Origin of the sequence: Streptococcus agalactiae, assembly GCF_949788565.1 — a bacterium.
GTDB lineage: Bacteria > Bacillota > Bacilli > Lactobacillales > Streptococcaceae > Streptococcus > Streptococcus agalactiae.
This window is the reverse complement of record NZ_OX460931.1, coordinates 429,415-447,391: the sequence shown is the minus strand read 5'-3', so window position 1 is coordinate 447,391 and position 17,977 is coordinate 429,415. Positions and strand designations below refer to the sequence as shown.

General features: G+C 37.1%; 15 protein-coding genes, 1 tRNA gene and 2 pseudogenes. 5 read left to right on the top strand and 13 right to left on the bottom strand.

The features are described from left to right. Position 1: 1 nt before the first annotated feature. A complete protein-coding gene (gene rsmD / locus QOR44_RS02515) occupies positions 2-541 on the bottom strand; it encodes a 16S rRNA (guanine(966)-N(2))-methyltransferase RsmD (RefSeq protein WP_001266831.1) in 540 nt (179 codons plus the stop codon). Positions 542-670: 129 nt separating this feature from the next. On the opposite strand from rsmD, the gene QOR44_RS02510 reads away from it, so the two are divergent. Next, on the top strand, positions 671-1,120 hold the full coding sequence (locus tag QOR44_RS02510) for a DUF6568 family protein (RefSeq protein ID WP_000592263.1): 450 nt from the start codon (positions 671-673) through the stop codon (positions 1,118-1,120). A gap of 44 nt (positions 1,121-1,164) precedes the next feature. Here QOR44_RS02510 and asnA read toward each other — a convergent pair whose 3' ends face one another. Next, positions 1,165-2,157, bottom strand: coding sequence for an aspartate--ammonia ligase (gene asnA / locus QOR44_RS02505; RefSeq protein WP_000748011.1), 993 nt, complete (start codon positions 2,155-2,157; stop codon positions 1,165-1,167). Between the two features lie 113 nt (positions 2,158-2,270). Next, complete coding sequence (locus QOR44_RS02500; protein WP_000021304.1) at positions 2,271-3,335, bottom strand: MmcQ/YjbR family DNA-binding protein; 1,065 nt, start codon at positions 3,333-3,335, stop codon at positions 2,271-2,273. 305 nt (positions 3,336-3,640) lie between these two features. On the opposite strand from QOR44_RS02500, the gene QOR44_RS02495 reads away from it, so the two are divergent. Further along, complete coding sequence (locus QOR44_RS02495; RefSeq protein ID WP_000191652.1) at positions 3,641-4,816, top strand: IS256-like element ISSag11 family transposase; 1,176 nt, start codon at positions 3,641-3,643, stop codon at positions 4,814-4,816. A gap of 46 nt (positions 4,817-4,862) precedes the next feature. Here QOR44_RS02495 and QOR44_RS02490 read toward each other — a convergent pair whose 3' ends face one another. The 8 genes from QOR44_RS02490 to QOR44_RS02455 all read right to left on the bottom strand — a co-directional run bounded on the left by QOR44_RS02490 (position 4,863) and on the right by QOR44_RS02455 (position 12,424). Continuing rightward, complete coding sequence (locus tag QOR44_RS02490) at positions 4,863-5,726, bottom strand: magnesium transporter CorA family protein (RefSeq protein WP_000492958.1); 864 nt, start codon at positions 5,724-5,726, stop codon at positions 4,863-4,865. A 160-nt stretch (positions 5,727-5,886) separates the two neighbouring features. Then, positions 5,887-6,846 (bottom strand): Gfo/Idh/MocA family protein, encoded by a 960-nt coding sequence (locus QOR44_RS02485; protein ID WP_000049319.1) that lies wholly within the window; start codon positions 6,844-6,846, stop codon positions 5,887-5,889. A 170-nt stretch (positions 6,847-7,016) separates the two neighbouring features. Further along, positions 7,017-9,668, bottom strand: a complete 2,652-nt coding sequence (locus QOR44_RS02480; protein WP_000032207.1) for a valine--tRNA ligase — start codon at positions 9,666-9,668, stop codon at positions 7,017-7,019. After that, positions 9,668-10,234 (bottom strand): AAA family ATPase, encoded by a 567-nt coding sequence (locus QOR44_RS02475; protein WP_001021308.1) that lies wholly within the window; start codon positions 10,232-10,234, stop codon positions 9,668-9,670. The genes QOR44_RS02480 and QOR44_RS02475 overlap by 1 nt, the downstream gene beginning before the upstream one ends. Then, positions 10,231-10,815, bottom strand: a complete 585-nt coding sequence (locus tag QOR44_RS02470) for a GNAT family N-acetyltransferase (RefSeq protein ID WP_000590589.1) — start codon at positions 10,813-10,815, stop codon at positions 10,231-10,233. The genes QOR44_RS02475 and QOR44_RS02470 overlap by 4 nt, the downstream gene beginning before the upstream one ends. A 97-nt stretch (positions 10,816-10,912) precedes the next feature. Next, positions 10,913-11,482, bottom strand: coding sequence for a GNAT family N-acetyltransferase (locus tag QOR44_RS02465; protein WP_001166196.1), 570 nt, complete (start codon positions 11,480-11,482; stop codon positions 10,913-10,915). A 267-nt stretch (positions 11,483-11,749) separates the two neighbouring features. After that, entirely contained in the window at positions 11,750-12,061 is a 312-nt protein-coding gene (locus QOR44_RS02460) for a helix-hairpin-helix domain-containing protein (RefSeq protein ID WP_001119098.1), read from the bottom strand. A gap of 108 nt (positions 12,062-12,169) precedes the next feature. Continuing rightward, entirely contained in the window at positions 12,170-12,424 is a 255-nt protein-coding gene (locus QOR44_RS02455) for a DUF1912 family protein (protein ID WP_000119699.1), read from the bottom strand. A 310-nt stretch (positions 12,425-12,734) separates the two neighbouring features. Between QOR44_RS02455 and QOR44_RS02450 the strand changes: the two are divergent. The 3 genes and pseudogenes from QOR44_RS02450 to QOR44_RS02440 all read left to right on the top strand — a co-directional run. Next, positions 12,735-13,398: pseudogene (locus QOR44_RS02450) on the top strand (class I SAM-dependent methyltransferase); the annotation flags it as partial. Next, positions 13,372-13,569, top strand: coding sequence for a cupin domain-containing protein (locus QOR44_RS02445; RefSeq protein WP_370657590.1), 198 nt, complete (start codon positions 13,372-13,374; stop codon positions 13,567-13,569). The pseudogene QOR44_RS02450 and the gene QOR44_RS02445, both read left to right, overlap by 27 nt. 70 nt (positions 13,570-13,639) lie before the next feature. Beyond that, positions 13,640-13,710: transfer RNA gene (locus QOR44_RS02440), tRNA-Thr, on the top strand. 135 nt (positions 13,711-13,845) lie between these two features. On the opposite strand, the pseudogene QOR44_RS02435 reads toward QOR44_RS02440, so the two are convergent. Together QOR44_RS02435 and QOR44_RS02430 are read right to left on the bottom strand one after the other, a co-directional pair. After that, positions 13,846-14,291 (bottom strand): annotated as a pseudogene (locus tag QOR44_RS02435) (tyrosine-type recombinase/integrase). Positions 14,292-14,902: 611 nt separating this feature from the next. Continuing rightward, positions 14,903-17,968 carry an alpha-like surface protein gene (locus tag QOR44_RS02430; protein WP_283572661.1) on the bottom strand — a complete coding sequence of 1,022 codons (3,066 nt, stop codon included), beginning with the start codon at positions 17,966-17,968 and terminating at the stop codon, positions 14,903-14,905. Positions 17,969-17,977 lie beyond the last annotated feature (9 nt).

Below are 17,977 nucleotides of genomic sequence, written 5' to 3'. Positions count from 1 at the left end.
CCTAACGAACGTAGACCGTTACTTTAGAAATGCCATAAATTTTCTGTTTCCATATCCCAAAAGAAGCAATTTCTTCAGGTAAATCAACTGATTTGTCCGTTTCACAAACAATCATGATATCATCGCCTAATAAACCCTTGCTATCCATGATTTGGATTTGCTTTACAATTTCTTCCTTAGCATATGGCGGGTCCAACAAGACCAAATCAAATTGTCCCGTTAATTGTTCTAAAGCACGGTTGGCTTCCATTTTTAATAATTGAAATTGCTCCGGACTCTTAGTCATTGCAATATTTTCTTGAATAACGACCTGCGCACGCCTATCTTTTTCAACTAGGACAGCTTGGTCCATTCCCCTTGAGATCGCCTCAATAGCTAAGCTACCACTGCCAGAAAAAAGGTCTAAAACACGACCACTTTCAAAAAAAGGACCAATCATATTAAAAATAGCGCCTTTAACCTTATCAGTTGTTGGACGAGTTGTTTTTCCATCAAGCGTTTTTAAAGGACGCCCTCCAAATGTTCCTGCTACTACTCTCATAACCACTATTATAACAAAAAATAAGGTAGAGTTATCAAAAAATTGCTTATAACAAACAGAGAAGATAGTATCTCTTTTCCTTCTTTTTTGATATGATAAGCTAGCAGTAAGAGAAACGAGGTTCCCATAATGATTAAAAAACTATTATTAACTTTAATAGCCATATTATGCCTTACAACGCTAAAATCAAACTTAAGTAGCGCTGACACCATGACTATTTCTCAACAACAATACCAACACATGATAACAAATAGTGACTTAATCGCCATCACAGATAAGGCGTTAGTAAGCAAAAGTCAACAATCTGAAGCGACTATTTTTATAGGACGTCCAACTTGCCAATATTGTAGAGCTTTCTTACCAAAATTATTAAAATCTCAAGCCACACTTCATTCAAAAATTTACTACCTTGATAGTCAAAAATACAAAGGGAAACGATTGAAGAGTTTTTTCAAAAAGCATCATATTACCACTGTTCCAAATTTAGCACATTATCAACAAGGAAAAATGACTAAATATCTTGTTCAAGGAAGCCAAGCTACACCTCAACAAATCCAAACTTTCTTAAGCCAAAAATAAACTTATTGTTAAAATCAGCCAAACAAAACTGCTTGGCTGATTTTTTATAATATATTTTCAAAGGTATCTCTGACTTCTTTTGGCCAGACACTTGACTGTACTTCTCCAATATGTTTTTTACGAAGCAAGAACATAGCTAATCGTGATTGACCAATTCCCCCACCAATAGTCAGAGGGAAGAAACCACGTAATAGCGTCTTATGCCACTCAAACTCTAAACGATCTTCATCACCGGTGAGAACAACTTGACGTTTAAGAGCATCTTCATCAACTCGAATTCCCATTGATGATAGTTCAAAGGCAGTTCCAAGCTGTTCGTTCCACACTAAAATATCACCATTGAGACCTTTAAAACCATTTTCTGATGGTGTTGTCCAGTCATCATAGTCCGGTGCACGACCATCATGTGGTTTACCATCTGCTAACTCTCCACCAATACCAATCAAAAAGACTGCGCCATACTCCTTAGCGATGGCATTTTCACGCTCTTTAGGGCTTAAGTCTGGGTATTTTTCTACCAATTCTTCTGTATGAATAAAGGTAATACGCTTTGGTAAAATGGATTCAATATCAAAACGAGCTTCCACGGCAAGCTCTGTTAGGCGGATAGCTTTGTAGATTTTTTCCACAGTTTCTTTTAGATAGTCCAAATTACGTCTACCATCAGGAATGACCTTCTCCCAGTCCCACTGATCTACGTAAACTGAGTGTGTTGGATCAAGAGAATCTTCATCTGGACGAAGAGCTTTCATATGAACAAAAAGACCTTCTCCCTCATTAAACCCAAATCTTGCCAAAGTATGGCGTTTCCATTTAGCCAATGAGTGAACGACTTCAAATTCAGCTTCAGGTATATTAAGGACTTTCACCGATACAGGATGTTCAATACCAGATAAATTATCTTGCATACCATCCCCGACCTGACTAAGAATAGGTCCTTGCACTTCGACGATTTCTAACTTATCAATCAAATATTGTGTAAAAGTATTTTTGACAAAAGAAATCTCCTGTTGCTGATGAATAAAGCTTTTCTTCATATGTTCCTCCTTAAATTATAAAATGTTAGAGCTATTATACTCCTTCAAGTAACAAAATGGAAGAGGAATTGTAGAATTATTCTGACTTTTTTACAAGTTTTTTCTGAAAGTCATTACTCTAGAATTGTTTTTGCCATGACTTGTCGCAATTCCTTGGTCATTCGCCGTGGTCCTCTCACAGTCTTAACGCCGTGTTCTGCTAAAAATGCTACAGGATAGGTAGAATCTTCAAATTGCCTTATCAGTTTGAGTCGCATATAAGCTTTGACATCTCTTGCTCCTAAGTAAGTACTTGTTTTAAGGTCACGTTCTATCACTTGACAGACATAGCGCAAAGCACGAATAGGTGCTGTAATATAAATAAACACATAATCTCCCACCGCAATCTTTCCTTTTTGAGTCCAATCAATCAATTGATGCTCTGCAAACTCCTTATCAATATCGTAAAATTTAGGATTAGCAGGAATAATCCAAAACTCTGGCTCAGAATTTGATTTTTTATTGTGAGAAACAAGCTTACGACTATCTGATACCAATTTAAAAATTTCTATATCAGACAAAGTATTGTCTAAAACGATAGATACCCAAGTCTTTTTAGACATATGATAAGAAGGATAAATACCTTCTTTTTGTAAAAGTATTTCCATATCTTGAGGATTGACTTTAATATTCAAAACTTCAACCTCATCTTCTGACAGTTGAGCTGGAACATTTTCTAGTTTCCCCATCTTCAATGGAAAAAGCAGAGCATACCATTTACCTGACACACGATAGGAAGCATATTGTGGGTGCTTCGCAAATGGATAATCAACTGAATCTTCAAAAGTTTTAGCTATCTTCTCCGCTAAACGATTACTTTGATCTTTGGTAAATAATAAGTCCTTACAACAAGAATCTGAAATATCACCTAATATAGCCATATAAGCCGATCGTACTTCGCCAACAAACGAACCATTATAATTTGCTGCTCGAAGCGGTAAATATTCTTCTTCAAGTGCCGAATCAATAACCTTACCAGCTATCTTTCCATCCAATGAAATCGTGATAATAGCTTTAAAGTCATTATCCATAAATGTTTGACAATAGATATACTCTTGGTCAGATTTGATAAATCCAAACTCCTCAAGCGATGAAAAAATAAAACGTTTTTTCCGGAAAAAATCTGATTCTATTGACATAGTAACCTCTCTATTCACTGTACATTATCCTCTATTATGTCGTTTTAAGAGCTAGAAAGCAAGCTCAAAGTCAAAGATGAATTCTGCCTTGCGCTAAAGTTTCTTCGTACAAAAAAAGCATGTTACCATGCTTAAAACTAAACTAATTGATAGTACCCTCTTATTAATTCTCTATTTATGTTTGGGATGATTATCCTCTTTATGGACATAAATGTAGGTAGTGTAAAATATCTTGTGTAAACACAAAAAGGAATAAATCCTGTATAGTAGAGTTGCGAGACTTCACTAGAAAGAGATTTATTCCCATGACCCAGTTTACCACAGAATTACTTAACTTCCTAGCTCAAAAACAAGATATTGATGAATTTTTCCGTTCGTCTCTTGAAACTGCCATGAATGACCTTCTCCAAGTGGAGCTATCCGCCTTCCTTGGCTATGAACCATACGATAAGGCAGGTTACAACACCGGTAATAGTCGTAATGGTGCTTATACACGTCGATTTGAGACCAAGTATGGTGTTGTTAATTTGTTGATCCCTAAAGATCGAAACGGGGAGTTCAGTCCAGCCTTAATCCCAAGTTACGGTCGTCGAGACAATCATTTAGAAGAAATGGTTATCAAGCTTTATCGAACTGGAGTCACAACACGTGAAATCAGCGACATCATTGAGCGTATGTATGGTCATCATTACAGTCCAGCAACAGTATCTAATATCTCGAAAGCGACACAGGAAAACGTGGCTAGCTTTCATGAACGTTCCTTAGAAGCTAACTATACCGTATTATATCTTGATGGGACTTACCTTCCTCTGAGACGTGGTACAGTTAGTAAGGAATGCATCCACATTGCACTAGGCGTCACATCATATGGGCATAAGGCTATCCTTGGATATGACATCGCACCCAATGAAAACAATGCTTCGTGGTCAGACCTTCTAGAAAGATTTAAGGGTCAAGGTGTACAACAAGTCTCTCTTGTTGTGAGTGATGGTTTTAATGGACTTGATCAGCTTATCCAGCAAGCCTTCCCAATGGCCAAACAACAGCGTTGCCTTGTCCATATTGGCCGAAATATTGCAAGTAAGGTGAAACGAGCAGATCGTGCTCTAATTTTGGAGCAGTTTAAAACAATTTATCGCGCGATCAATGTAGAGGAAGCAAAGCAAGCCTTAGATAGCTTTATCAATGAGTGGAAACCACACTACAAGAAGGTAATAGAGACCTTAGAATCAATCGAAAATCTATTGATCTTTTATGAATTTCCTCATCAGATCTGGGGAAGTATCTACTCGACCAACCTTATTGAATCACTTAACAAAGAAATCAAACGTCAAACCAAAAAGAAAGTCGTCTTTCCCAATGAAGAATCCCTAGAACGCTATCTCGTCACACTATTTAGTGATTACAACTTCAAGCAAGGACAACGAATCCACAAAGGTTTTGGCCAATGTACGGACACACTTGAAAGCCTATTTGATTAACAATATCAGCTTTGCTAGAGTGTTTACACAAGATTATTGACAGACTCTAAATGTACATAACAATAGAGAGCATAATAGTAATGATAGTCGTAATTAAAATAATCAATACCCAGACAGCATCCACACTATCAAAAGGCAACTTAACATTCATTCCATAAAAACTGGTAACCATAGCAATAATGGAAATACCAATGGAAATAATTGTTAAAGTAGTTACATTGTCGTTAAGGTTATTGCTGAGGACATTATTATAAGAAGAAAGTTCTTGGAAAACCTGTGAATTTAAGGAACACATGTTAGATAATTGTCTTGCTTCAATAATAGCATCTTGAAGTTGCATCTTTTCATTTCTAGTGTTCTCTTTATCTTGCTCAATGTTTTGTAAATCGGTCAGCATTTCAAAATTTTGCTTAATTCCCATCATTAAGTGTACTGTTCCACTTTGTAAATTTGCCAGCCTTGCCAAGTTCGATTTGTTTGGTCTTTTACGCAAATCATTGATTAGTTTATCTCTTTCTTCAGAAATAGTATCTAAAACATCAAAATATTGCTTTGAGAAAGCAGTCACTAATGATAATAAGAGGTGTTTCGGAGAATCTACCTTTTCAACACGATTAAGTGCTTTTTTTACAAGGTTAATATTTTTATGATTAGCTAATACAAACAAGCCATCTTCTTTCAAAAATAGAGTCACTGGTATCACTCTCGGCACATGACGAACATCATCAACGTGACCTTGCGTATCCAAAAGCTGGTAAACAAGTGCCAAATGCCCCTCAATATCACGTACGAAAGAAGACTCATTTTCATCACGTGCATAAGCCAGCAATTCTGAAGGTAAAAATCTCTCCTCTTGCAAGGATAGGTCGTCAACATTAATTATCTCAAATCCAAAATCGCTCGAAAACATAGAAGCACCTCACTCTAAACTTGTCTACATTATGAAATAAAAATCGAGAAAAAACAAGTAAAAAACCCTTTTAAATCTAATTAACCTTATGAGAGCAAAACAAAAAAGGACTACTAAAATAACATCTAGTACTCCTTATTAATATGCTAGATAGCCAGCATCATTTCCCCCATGAACGGTATAAGTCTTCTATAATCTTAACACCTGACAGCGTCAACTGAGGCGTCATGATATGACTTACCCTTTGCCCTTCTAAAATCATTTGACTAACATGATAAGCTTCTTTCTCAAAATCACTAACCATGTCAACTTGAATCGTTCGCGCACTAGTATCATTTCTCACCAATTTTGCATGAGTGGTTTTCCAAAAATGTGGAATGATTAGACGACCTTCAGTTCCATAAATAATCATTTCATGCGGTAAATTTAGACGTGTTGTCAAGAAGATATCTACGAGGACCCCATTTGATAATTGCAAGAGTAGTTTGGATTGACTATCGCTTTGACCTTTTGGAAAAGTCGCAGTCCCACTAGCATGAGTTATAGTCGCATCAAATAGATATTGTAAATAAGACAGGGCGTAGGGCGCCATAAAATGCACTGTTCCTCCACCTAACTCAAGTTCTCTAAACCATGTTACATGGTCAATGTTTGGGTAGGCTGTTGTAGATGAGATGGAGAGCACTTCTCCTATTTCACCAGAGGCAAGTAATTTTTTAATCACTTGTGTCATCGGAATAAATACCGATTTTTGTGCCTCCATCAAAAACAGATTACAACTTTCTGCCAAAGCGAATAATTCATTCGCTTGGTCGTAAGTCAATGTGAAAGGCTTTTCTACCAACACATGTTTTCCCGCTAACAGAGCTGCTTTAGCAACTTTATAATGGTCTTGATTAATTGTTGCCACATAAATCACATCAATTGACTCATCTGCTAACATATCCTCTAACTTATCGTAAGCCTTTGGGAGATGATATTTGTTGGCAAAAGCTTGCGCAGACTCAAGAGTTCGACTCGATACAGCCACAACTTCACCATTTCCTGCTAAGCGGACTCCTTCAATAAAACGAGGCGCCACCTTTGCCGTTGACACAACACCATACCTTACCTTTGACATAAAAACTCCTTTGACATTGATAGAGTTATTATAGCATAAGAACTAGCATCAAACAGTTTAAAGCGACTATACATAATAAGGCTGCACAATTTCTACTTATTATCTCTAAAGATCCATAATCAAATTATATCAAAAAACGCCATCATTTATGATAGCGTTTTTTTATTTTTTTACCTCACCAACTTCTTCATTTCTTCAATACGTGCTATGGTTGCGTCGTATTTAGTTTGGTAGTCGGTCTGTTTATCTTTTTCTTTTTGGACGACTTCTGGTTTAGCGTTAGCTACAAAGCGCTCGTTGCTGAGTTTTTTGCCAACCATATCTAGTTCTTTTTGCCATTTAGCAAGTTCTTTTTCAAGTCGTGCCAACTCTTCTTCAACGTTAAGGAGGTCAGCAAGTGGGAGGAAAATTTCTGCACCTGTGATGACTGATGACATGGCAAGTTCTGGTGTGGCAATTGCTGAGCTGATTTCAAGCGTCTCTGGGTTTGTGAAGCGTTTGATGTAGTTGCTATTGTCTTTGAAGAAGCTTTCGAGTTCGCTGTCACTTGTCTTAACCAAGATAGTGATTGGTTTAGATGGAGCAACATTGACCTCTGCTCTGCTATTTCGCACTGAACGAATCAAATCTTTCAAGCTTTCAACGCCTTTGTGAGCTGTTTGATTTTCAAATGTCGCGTTAACTTGTGGATAACTTGCAAGGACAATTGATCCTTCTGCATATTGTCCAAAAATTTCTTCTGTCACAAATGGCATGATTGGATGAAGAAGACGCAAGATTTGATCTAAGGTATAAAGAAGAACAGAGCGAGTGATGACTTTCTCGTCTTCATTGTCACTATAAAGAACCTCTTTTGTTAACTCAACGTACCAATTAGCAAATTCTTCCCAGATAAAGTTGTAAAGGATGTGACCAGCAACACCAAATTCAAACTTGTCAAAGTTTTCAGTAACTTTACCCACAGTCTCATTTAAATTGTGGAGAATCCAACGGTCTGTTACATTTCCAACTTGACTATTAACAACTTTTTCCACATTTTCTCTGGCTTGATCCAACGTTAAACCTTCGTTATTCATAAGGATATAGCGTGAAATGTTCCAAATCTTATTAATGAAATTCCACGAAGCATCCATTTTTTCGTATGAAAAACGCACATCTTGACCAGGGGCTGAACCATTTGAGAGGAACCAACGAAGGGCATCCGCACCATATTTCTCAATGACATCCATCGGATCAATCCCGTTGCCGAGTGATTTAGACATTTTACGTCCTTCTTCATCACGGATGAGTCCATGAATAAGAACATTTGAGAATGGTTGGCGTCCTGTAAATTCAAGGGATTGGAAAATCATGCGCGATACCCAGAAGAAGATGATATCGTATCCAGTTACCAAGGTTGACGTTGGGAAGTAGCGTTTGAAGTCAGCTGCTTCGGTGTCTGGCCATCCCATTGTTGAAAACGGCCATAAAGCAGAACTAAACCATGTGTCTAGAACGTCTTCATCCTGTGTCCATCCGTCACCCTCTGGGGCATCTTCTCCAACATACATCTCACCATTGACGTTGTACCATGCAGGAATTTGGTGTCCCCACCATAATTGACGAGAGATAACCCAGTCATGGACATTTTCCATCCAGCTCATAAAAGTATCGTTAAATCGTGGTGGATAAAACTCTACCTTGTCTTCTGTATCTTGGTTGGCAATGGCATTCTTAGCCAATTGATCCATCTTGACGAACCATTGAGTAGATAAACGTGGTTCAACCACAACGCCTGTTCGTTCTGAATGACCAACAGAATGAGTCGTTTTTTTAATTTTTACTAAGTTTCCTAACGATTCTAATTTAGCGACTACTGCCTTACGAGCTTCGAAACGATCCATACCATTAAATTCATCCGCAAGTTCATTCATAGTACCATCATCGTTCATAACGTTAACTTGTGGTAAGTTGTGGCGTTGACCTACAGCAAAGTCATTAGGGTCGTGAGCCGGCGTAATCTTAACCACACCTGTTCCAAATTCTGGATCAGCGTGTTCATCAGCGACGATTGGAATAGGTTTATTGATGATAGGAAGGATAACATTTTGACCAATCAAATCCTTGTAACGTGCATCTTCTGGATTTACCGCTACAGCCACATCTCCAAACATAGTCTCAGGACGAGTTGTTGCTACTTCTAGGGCGCGTGAGCCATCTTCCAGCATATAATTCATATGATAGAAAGCACCCTCAACATCCTTGTGAATAACTTCAATATCTGAAAGGGCTGTGCGAGCTGCTGGATCCCAGTTAATGATGAACTCCCCACGATAGATCCAACCTTTATTGTACAAATCAACAAAGACTTTTCTTACCGCTTTTGAAAGTCCCTCATCAAGGGTAAAACGCTCACGGCTATAATCAACCGAAAGACCCATTTTTCCCCACTGAGATTTAATAGTTGCTGCATACTCGTCTTTCCATTCCCAAACTTTATCTAGGAATTTTTCACGACCAAGATCATAACGTGAAATGCCTTGCTCACGAAGGCGCTCCTCAACCTTAGCTTGAGTGGCTATACCAGCGTGGTCCATACCTGGAAGCCAGAGTGTATCAAAGCCCTGCATACGCTTTTGACGAATAATGATATCTTGTAGAGTTGTATCCCAAGCGTGACCCAAGTGCAATTTACCCGTAACGTTTGGTGGTGGAATTACGATAGAATAAGGCTTAGCCTCAGTATCCCCTGATGGCTTGAAAACATCTTGGTCAAGCCAAGTTTGATAACGGCCTTCCTCAACCTCGGCAGGATTGTATTTTGGTGATAGTTCTTTTGACATTAGTTTTTCTCCTTAATTTGGTTTATTTTTTGAATAATAAGATATGCTGTTTCAGTAGCAGTTAAGCAAGTATTATTGATTTTATGATAATATGTAAGCGCTTCTGGGGCTACTTCAGGATTAAAGATAGCGTAATCCATGGTTGAACAAATATCGCTCTCTGACCATTTGATATCACGTTTTGAAGGCTTATGCTTGAGGCGATTTTCTGTGCGATTTCGTTTGAGACGCTCACTTAGCTCTGTTTCTAATTCTACAAATAATACCTCTTGGTTGTGAGATTGAAAAACTATTTGAATCTTTTCTAGAAATACTACATCTCTTGAATCATTGAAATCAATTACAATAGTAAAAATCATTTCTTGACCAGTCTTAGCAAACGTTTCAAAAAATTTAAAGCGAATAGACTCCGTTAGAGCAATACTATCTGGAGACCATGGCATGAAGCGTAAAACAAAATCTATAGAATCATGGTTATGGAATAAGGTCATGCCTGTCTGTTTTGCGATTTCCTGACCAATTGTCATTTTCCCAGAAGCTTGTGCTCCGATGATAATAATATTCATCTTCTTTTTTTCTCCCACTCGCTTCGCAGTAAACCAAAGCGCATATCGCCACAACGTTTCCCCTGGGCATCTCTTCGATCACGAATATTAGCCTCTAAAGTAAAACCTAATTTGCGCGCAACCGCCTGACTTTGCTTATTATAGTCATAGCATCCCAGCTCAATCTTATGTAGTCCTAGCAGTGTGAAACCTATCTCCACAAGGGCTGAAGCTGCTTCTGGCACAATGCCTTGTCCCCAATAATCAGGGTGGAGCAGGTAGCCAATTTCAAAAATGTCATCTTCGTGGCGATGGTTAAAATCTACTGAACCAATTACCTTATCATCGCCTTTTAGAGTAATAGCATAACCAGAGGGTAACTTTTCTTTTTCAAGATTAGTTGGATAAATCTCTTGAATATAGGTTATCTCTTCTTCCAAGCTTTTAACAGCCGGAAAACCTGCTGGATAACTCACCTCATCAAGTTTGACAAATTCAAATATCTCCTTAGCATCTTCTAACTTGCGTTGACGCAACAACAGACGATTCGTTTCCACAACAGGTAGCTGGTTATCTACGATTTCTCCAAGTATCTTAATCATTTGTCTCCTCCATATCTACGATATTATTGATGACTTAGTTAAGTGCCCTGCACAGCCAAATTAGTCGATCTAGTAACTTCTATGAAGAGTAGAATAATTACTCCCACTCACTCCTCAGCAAACCATATATCAAATTGACACAGCGATTGCCTTGATTATCCTTACGATCACGAATGGTAGCTTCAAGGGTGAATCCTAGTTTTTCTGCCACGCGCCGGCTTTGCTTATTGTAATCATAGCAGCGGATTTCGATTTTGTGGAGATTGAGAAGGGTAAAACCGACTTCAATCAAAGCGGCGACAGCTTCTGTCATATAGCCATGACCCCAGTAGTCAGGATGAAGCAGATAGCAAATCTCGAAAACATCGTCTTCATGGCGATGGTTAAAGGCGCAGGATCCGATAATACGATCACTTCCTTTAACGGTAATACCATAACCAGATGGTAATTTTGCCTTTTCCAGATTTTGATAGTAGCGATTTTCAAAATAATCGTACTCATCTTCTAAAGAAGCTATTGGGCTGAGTCCTGCTGGATAGGCAACCTCTTCCAAGCAAACGTAATCAAACATGGCTGGGACATCCCCCACCGTTCGCTGACGCAAGATAAGCCGATCCGTTTCTAGTTTTGGTAATGCTTTGCCATCGAAATCTTCTAGAATCTGCATATACTTCAATCTCCTCACTCCTAAATACAAAAAATCCCTGTCAATTCTGACAGGGACGAATTTCGTGTTACGATTTCCGCGGTACCACCCAAATTCGGATGATAACATCCGCAACTCGTTTTGTTTCAATTATTGGACTTAGCAACAAGCTTTGACATTTGTGCGGATTTCTCAGTATGACCGCTTCCTGTGACAAATGGGATTTCAAAACACCTCTAAGTTAATTTATTCTAGCAAAATAAGGCTACTTTCGCAAGGTAAATCAAATTATTTTGCAAAAACAACACCATTATCAACTAACTGTTTAATAGCTGCTGGACCAATACCTTTTAGTGCTAAAACATCTGCTTCACTTACTTTCGCAAATGCTTCAAGGCTGACAAGGCCAGCTTCTTTTAAAACATCTTGTTTATTAGCAGTTAAACCTTCTAAAAGATCGACTGCCTTTGGCGCTTCAGGAGCCGTCTTTTTCGGTAATGCGACTTCTTGTAAAGTTTGAGATAGTCGAACATCCTTCCAATTGATCCCTTTAGCTTTCAAAAGCTCTCTTTTTTTATTCGGTTTAATACGCTTTGCCATTGTATAATGCTTTCTCCTCATTTATGAAATCTATCATAGTATCTAAAAACTACTATAACAATGTATCATAGAAATGCCTATTTGACAAGCTTTCTAGCGATAAACCTTTTAATAATGACGTTGTCCAAAAAGACCATCAGGCAAATCATGGAAAGATTTTTGGTTATGATAGTTATTAAATTTCCCTTGCAAAAAGCGATAAGCGTCTAACTTACTCTCATAACGAATATACGCATCTGCTGCTCGCTCATCCTTATCTTCCTCTAAAACTTTCTTTGCACTGTCCATTGCCATTTGGTTGATACTTATTTGCGATTGTAACCACTCTTCAAAGTCTTTTAAAAATTCTTGTTCGTATGACATGATATTCCTCTTTTTTAGTTTTTTTCATTATAACATATAAATTAAATACTCAAAAAATCATTATATCAAAAATAAATTATGATTTTTCTGACAGATATAAAAACAACTAGTTTTATCTAAGGAAGACCTTTTGAGATGTATGGTTCTCTATGCCATTCTAGTTTTGGCATCACACCCCTAGTTAAAAGAAAACGCTCTCTAAAATTCATCACTTATACCATTCAATCACTATTACTCCTTGTTATCTTAGCATCTATGTGTTATAATTAATAAAAAATGATATTACTATTAAAAGAAAGAGGTGATCTTATTGTCACATAAAGAAATTGGACATCAATTCTTAGCACGACTAGGAAAAAACGCTTAAGACCAGGAGGTGTCCAAGCAACGAATTGGCTTATCAAAAAAGGACACTTTAGTGCTGACAGTCGTGTTCTAGAAGTAGCTTGTAATCAATGTACCAGTTCCATCGATATCGCTAAAGCATTTTCCTGTCACATTACAGCGCTTGATCTAGATAGTAAAGTAATAGAAAAGGCCAAAGAAAATGTCAAAAAGGCCCAATTAGAAGAATTTATTGAAGTTATTCAGGGAAATGCACTCAGACTGCCCTTTCCTGATAATAGTTTATCGTTATCAACGAAGCAATGTTAACGATGCTTAACAATTCAGCTAAGGAGAAAGCCATAAAAGAGTACTTACGTGTCCTAAAACCTAGTGGACGTTTACTCACACATGATGTTTCTTATCAAGATGAAGACACTGCCAAGCTGATCGATCAACTTAGACATACTATGAATATTAACGTTGCTCCTCTAAAAATAGATGATTGGCAAAATTTATTCTTACAAAATGGTTTTTAAAGTTCAGAATATCAATTTGGAAAAATAAGTCTTATGTCCCCGTTAGGAATGATTAAAGATGAAGGTTTATTCAATACCATTAAAATCATCAGCCGGGGACTGAAAAATGAACGATGCCCTCATCCAAAATTAATAAATGTTTTGGAAAGAAAACTTGAAATTATCCTTGGTGATCAGAAACATATCCTTGAAAAAGATAGCCTTATTAGCCTCTCTCCACAAGAAACACACCATTTAAGAGCTATTGAAAATAGTAAATTTCTCCAAATAGAATTAGACTAAAAAAACGACTATTTTTCTAAGTAAAGAAATACTTGATTTCGTCAAAATCTTATAGTATCATAGAAAAGTAGCCGCTATAGTTAAATGGTATAATAGAGCAATGGTAATGCTCAGTTCCGAGTTCAATTCTCGGTGGTGGCAGAAAATATATGAGTGAAACCTTATTATAATAGGGTTTCTTTTATTTTTGTTCTTAATTTGTTCTTGATAGTCATTTTAAAAACTACCTTTATTATTAAGAATTTTTAAAAGCTGATCATTTTCCTTTTCTTCCACTTACAGAAGCAAATGACCATATGTTTCTATTAATTGTTTGATATCTTTATGCCCCATTAATTTTGCAACTGCCCAAATATCTACTCCGTTAGCCAACAAATAACTTCTATAAGTATGTCTAGCACCTGTTGATGACATCTTAGATTCTATTTCTAATTTTCCAATGAGCTTGCCAAGAATTTGTTAACAGCATTATTTGATATCATACCAAACCTATAGTCATAAAAAATCAATTGATTTGTATTTTTTATATGCAAAGCTTTCAGCATTCTTTCTTGTTGAAATTTTAGTTCAAGCAATAACTCTTTTAAATCATGACTTACTGGAACTCTCCTTATTGAAGTCCTTGTTTTAGGCTTTGTAAAGTCCTTTTTTATTGAAGAATATCTTCGATATGTATAAATACTATTTCTTTCAAAATCAATATCATCCCAAGTTATTGTCATTGCTTCACCAAACCTAAAACCAGTTTGTAACATTGTGAAAAGAAAAAAGGGATTATTGAGTCTGAATAATTAGCTATTCTTTTTAAATATGCTAATAATTTTTGATAATCTTCAATACTTTTTAAATACTTATCTTCTGGCGACTTCTTATATGGTTTTTCAAAAATTTTAACTCCTTCTGTAAAATCTTCAATTAAAACCCCGTCCCTTTTTAAAAAAATTATAACCTTTAATTACTTGAAAAGACAAACAGTCATTTTAGAAAATTTTGCATCTAACCTTACATTTGATTACACCTAAAAATTTTAAATCATCAAAAGAGATCCTAGGATTAAAATCTTAGGCTCTAATGATACACTTCATTTACAAATTTCAACTAAATAATATCATTTCTTCAGTTTTATAGTAAGCGTCCAATAACAAGGTATATTGGACGCTTACACAAAATCAAAAGCCTATCGAAATTAATAATCTCGATAGGCTTTTTTCAAGAATTAATCTCGAAAAATTGAAACACTTTAATTAATTTTGTTGGAGAGAGATGCATAACTTTATTAATGTGTTCACACCAATAAATGGTGAAAAATTTAGTGACATTTTAGGTCAAAAGATTAATCCTCTTTTTTCTTAGAAACAGATAATAAACCAACTGATGATATAATTGTCAAAGCTGCAACATTAAAGAATGGAGTTGCATTCTCACCTGTTGCTGGTAGTTTATTTCCTTTACCGTTGACTTGCTGAGCTTTACCTGTTGGATCATATTTATCTTTATCCGGTACTGGTTTTGGTATCACATGAACCGTTACTTCTACTGTATCCTTTGTTCCATCTGGATACGTTACTTCTACCGTTACTTTATGATCTCCAGGAACGTTAGTATCTGGACGATCACCAACAACTGTCGGAACCCCTTTTGAGCCATCTGGAATCTTAACTAAGTCTGTGATTTCTTTATCTGAAACTGGTGTCCCTTGGGGTACTGTTGTTTCCCCTCCTGTTGGATCATATTTATCTTTATCCGGTACTGGTTTTGGTGTCACATGAACCGTTACTTCTACTGTATCCTTTGTTCCATCTGGATACGTTACTTCTACCGTTACTTTATAGTCTCCTGGTACGTCTGTATTCGGACGGTTTCCTACTACTTTCGGTACGCCGTTTGAGCCATCTGGAATCTTAACTAAGTCTGTGATTTCTTTATCTGAAACTGGTGTCCCTTGGGGTACTGTTGTTTCCCCTCCTGTTGGATCATATTTATCTTTATCCGGTACTGGTTTTGGTGTCACATGAACCGTTACTTCTACTGTATCCTTTGTTCCATCTGGATACGTTACTTCTACCGTTACTTTATAGTCTCCTGGTACGTCTGTATTCGGACGGTTTCCTACTACTTTCGGTACGCCGTTTGAGCCATCTGGAATCTTAACTAAGTCTGTGATTTCTTTATCTGAAACTGGTGTCCCTTGGGGTACTGTTGTTTCCCCTCCTGTTGGATCATATTTATCTTTATCCGGTACTGGTTTTGGTGTCACATGAACCGTTACTTCTACTGTATCCTTTGTTCCATCTGGATACGTTACTTCTACCGTTACTTTATAGTCTCCTGGTACGTCTGTATTCGGACGGTTTCCTACTACTTTCGGTACGCCGTTTGAGCCATCTGGAATCTTAACTAAGTCTGTGATTTCTTTATCTGAAACTGGTGTCCCTTGGGGTACTGTTGTTTCCCCTCCTGTTGGATCATATTTATCTTTATCCGGTACTGGTTTTGGTGTCACATGAACCGTTACTTCTACTGTATCCTTTGTTCCATCTGGATACGTTACTTCTACCGTTACTTTATAGTCTCCTGGTACGTCTGTATTCGGACGGTTTCCTACTACTTTCGGTACGCCGTTTGAGCCATCTGGAATCTTAACTAAGTCTGTGATTTCTTTATCTGAAACTGGTGTCCCTTGGGGTACTGTTGTTTCCCCTCCTGTTGGATCATATTTATCTTTATCCGGTACTGGTTTTGGTGTCACATGAACCGTTACTTCTACTGTATCCTTTGTTCCATCTGGATACGTTACTTCTACCGTTACTTTATAGTCTCCTGGTACGTCTGTATTCGGACGGTTTCCTACTACTTTCGGTACGCCGTTTGAGCCATCTGGAATCTTAACTAAGTCTGTGATTTCTTTATCTGAAACTGGTGTCCCTTGGGGTACTGTTGTTTCCCCTCCTGTTGGATCATATTTATCTTTATCCGGTACTGGTTTTGGTGTCACATGAACCGTTACTTCTACTGTATCCTTTGTTCCATCTGGATACGTTACTTCTACCGTTACTTTATAGTCTCCTGGTACGTCTGTATTCGGACGGTTTCCTACTACTTTCGGTACGCCGTTTGAGCCATCTGGAATCTTAACTAAGTCTGTGATTTCTTTATCTGAAACTGGTGTCCCTTGGGGTACTGTTGTTTCCCCTCCTGTTGGATCATATTTATCTTTATCCGGTACTGGTTTTGGTGTCACATGAACCGTTACTTCTACTGTATCCTTTGTTCCATCTGGATACGTTACTTCTACCGTTACTTTATAGTCTCCTGGTACGTCTGTATTCGGACGGTTTCCTACTACTTTCGGTACGCCGTTTGAGCCATCTGGAATCTTAACTAAGTCTGTGATTTCTTTATCTGAAACTGGTGTCCCTTGGGGTACTGTTGTTTCCCCTCCTGTTGGATCATATTTATCTTTATCCGGTACTGGTTTTGGTGTCACATGAACCGTTACTTCTACTGTATCCTTTGTTCCATCTGGATACGTTACTTCTACCGTTACTTTATAGTCTCCTGGTACGTCTGTATTCGGACGGTTTCCTACTACTTTCGGTACGCCGTTTGAGCCATCTGGAATCTTAACTAAGTCTGTGATTTCTTTATCTGAAACTGGTGTCCCTTGGGGTACTGTTGTTTCCCCTCCTGTTGGATCATATTTATCTTTATCCGGTACTGGTAATACTAACAATTTCTCTAATTCATTAACCTCAACAATTTTATTATCAATATCAGATTGAGTTTTTGGATTATTATCAATATCATTTTTTATAACTTCTATCTTGCTCAGTACATCTTTTCGACTATCATCGCTCCATTTAGGATCATTTGCATTTTCAATTACTTTGTTGATATTATTCCTTAATTCTGTAGTATCATATACTGTTGTTACAAGACTTACAATATCTATTTGACCATCACTTTTAGTATAAGGATTTCCATTTTCATCAAGGATGTTGTACGTAATAGTAGCTGTACCTGGTGTTTGAAGTTGATTAACACTCGTGAAAATCCTTCCACCTTGTTTTATATAATAGTTTGCTGAATAATTAGAAGGGTTTAAAACAATTAAGTTTAAAGGATCTATTTTTCCATTTTTAACATCATATATATCTATATACGCTTTTCCACCAGATACATTTTTTACTAAAGCGGAATTTAATGTAGCAGCACTTCCTGAAATCACCTCAGCTGCAAACACAGTATCTGTAGAAATATTAAATTGCCCTTGAGTAAAACCTCCTAAAAAACTAATACCAATTAGTACAGAAGCTGCACCAAACTTGAACTTCTTAATTGAAAACCGTTGTTTCGTCTGTGAAGTATCATAACTGTTATTTTTAGACCTTCTAAACATAATATTCTC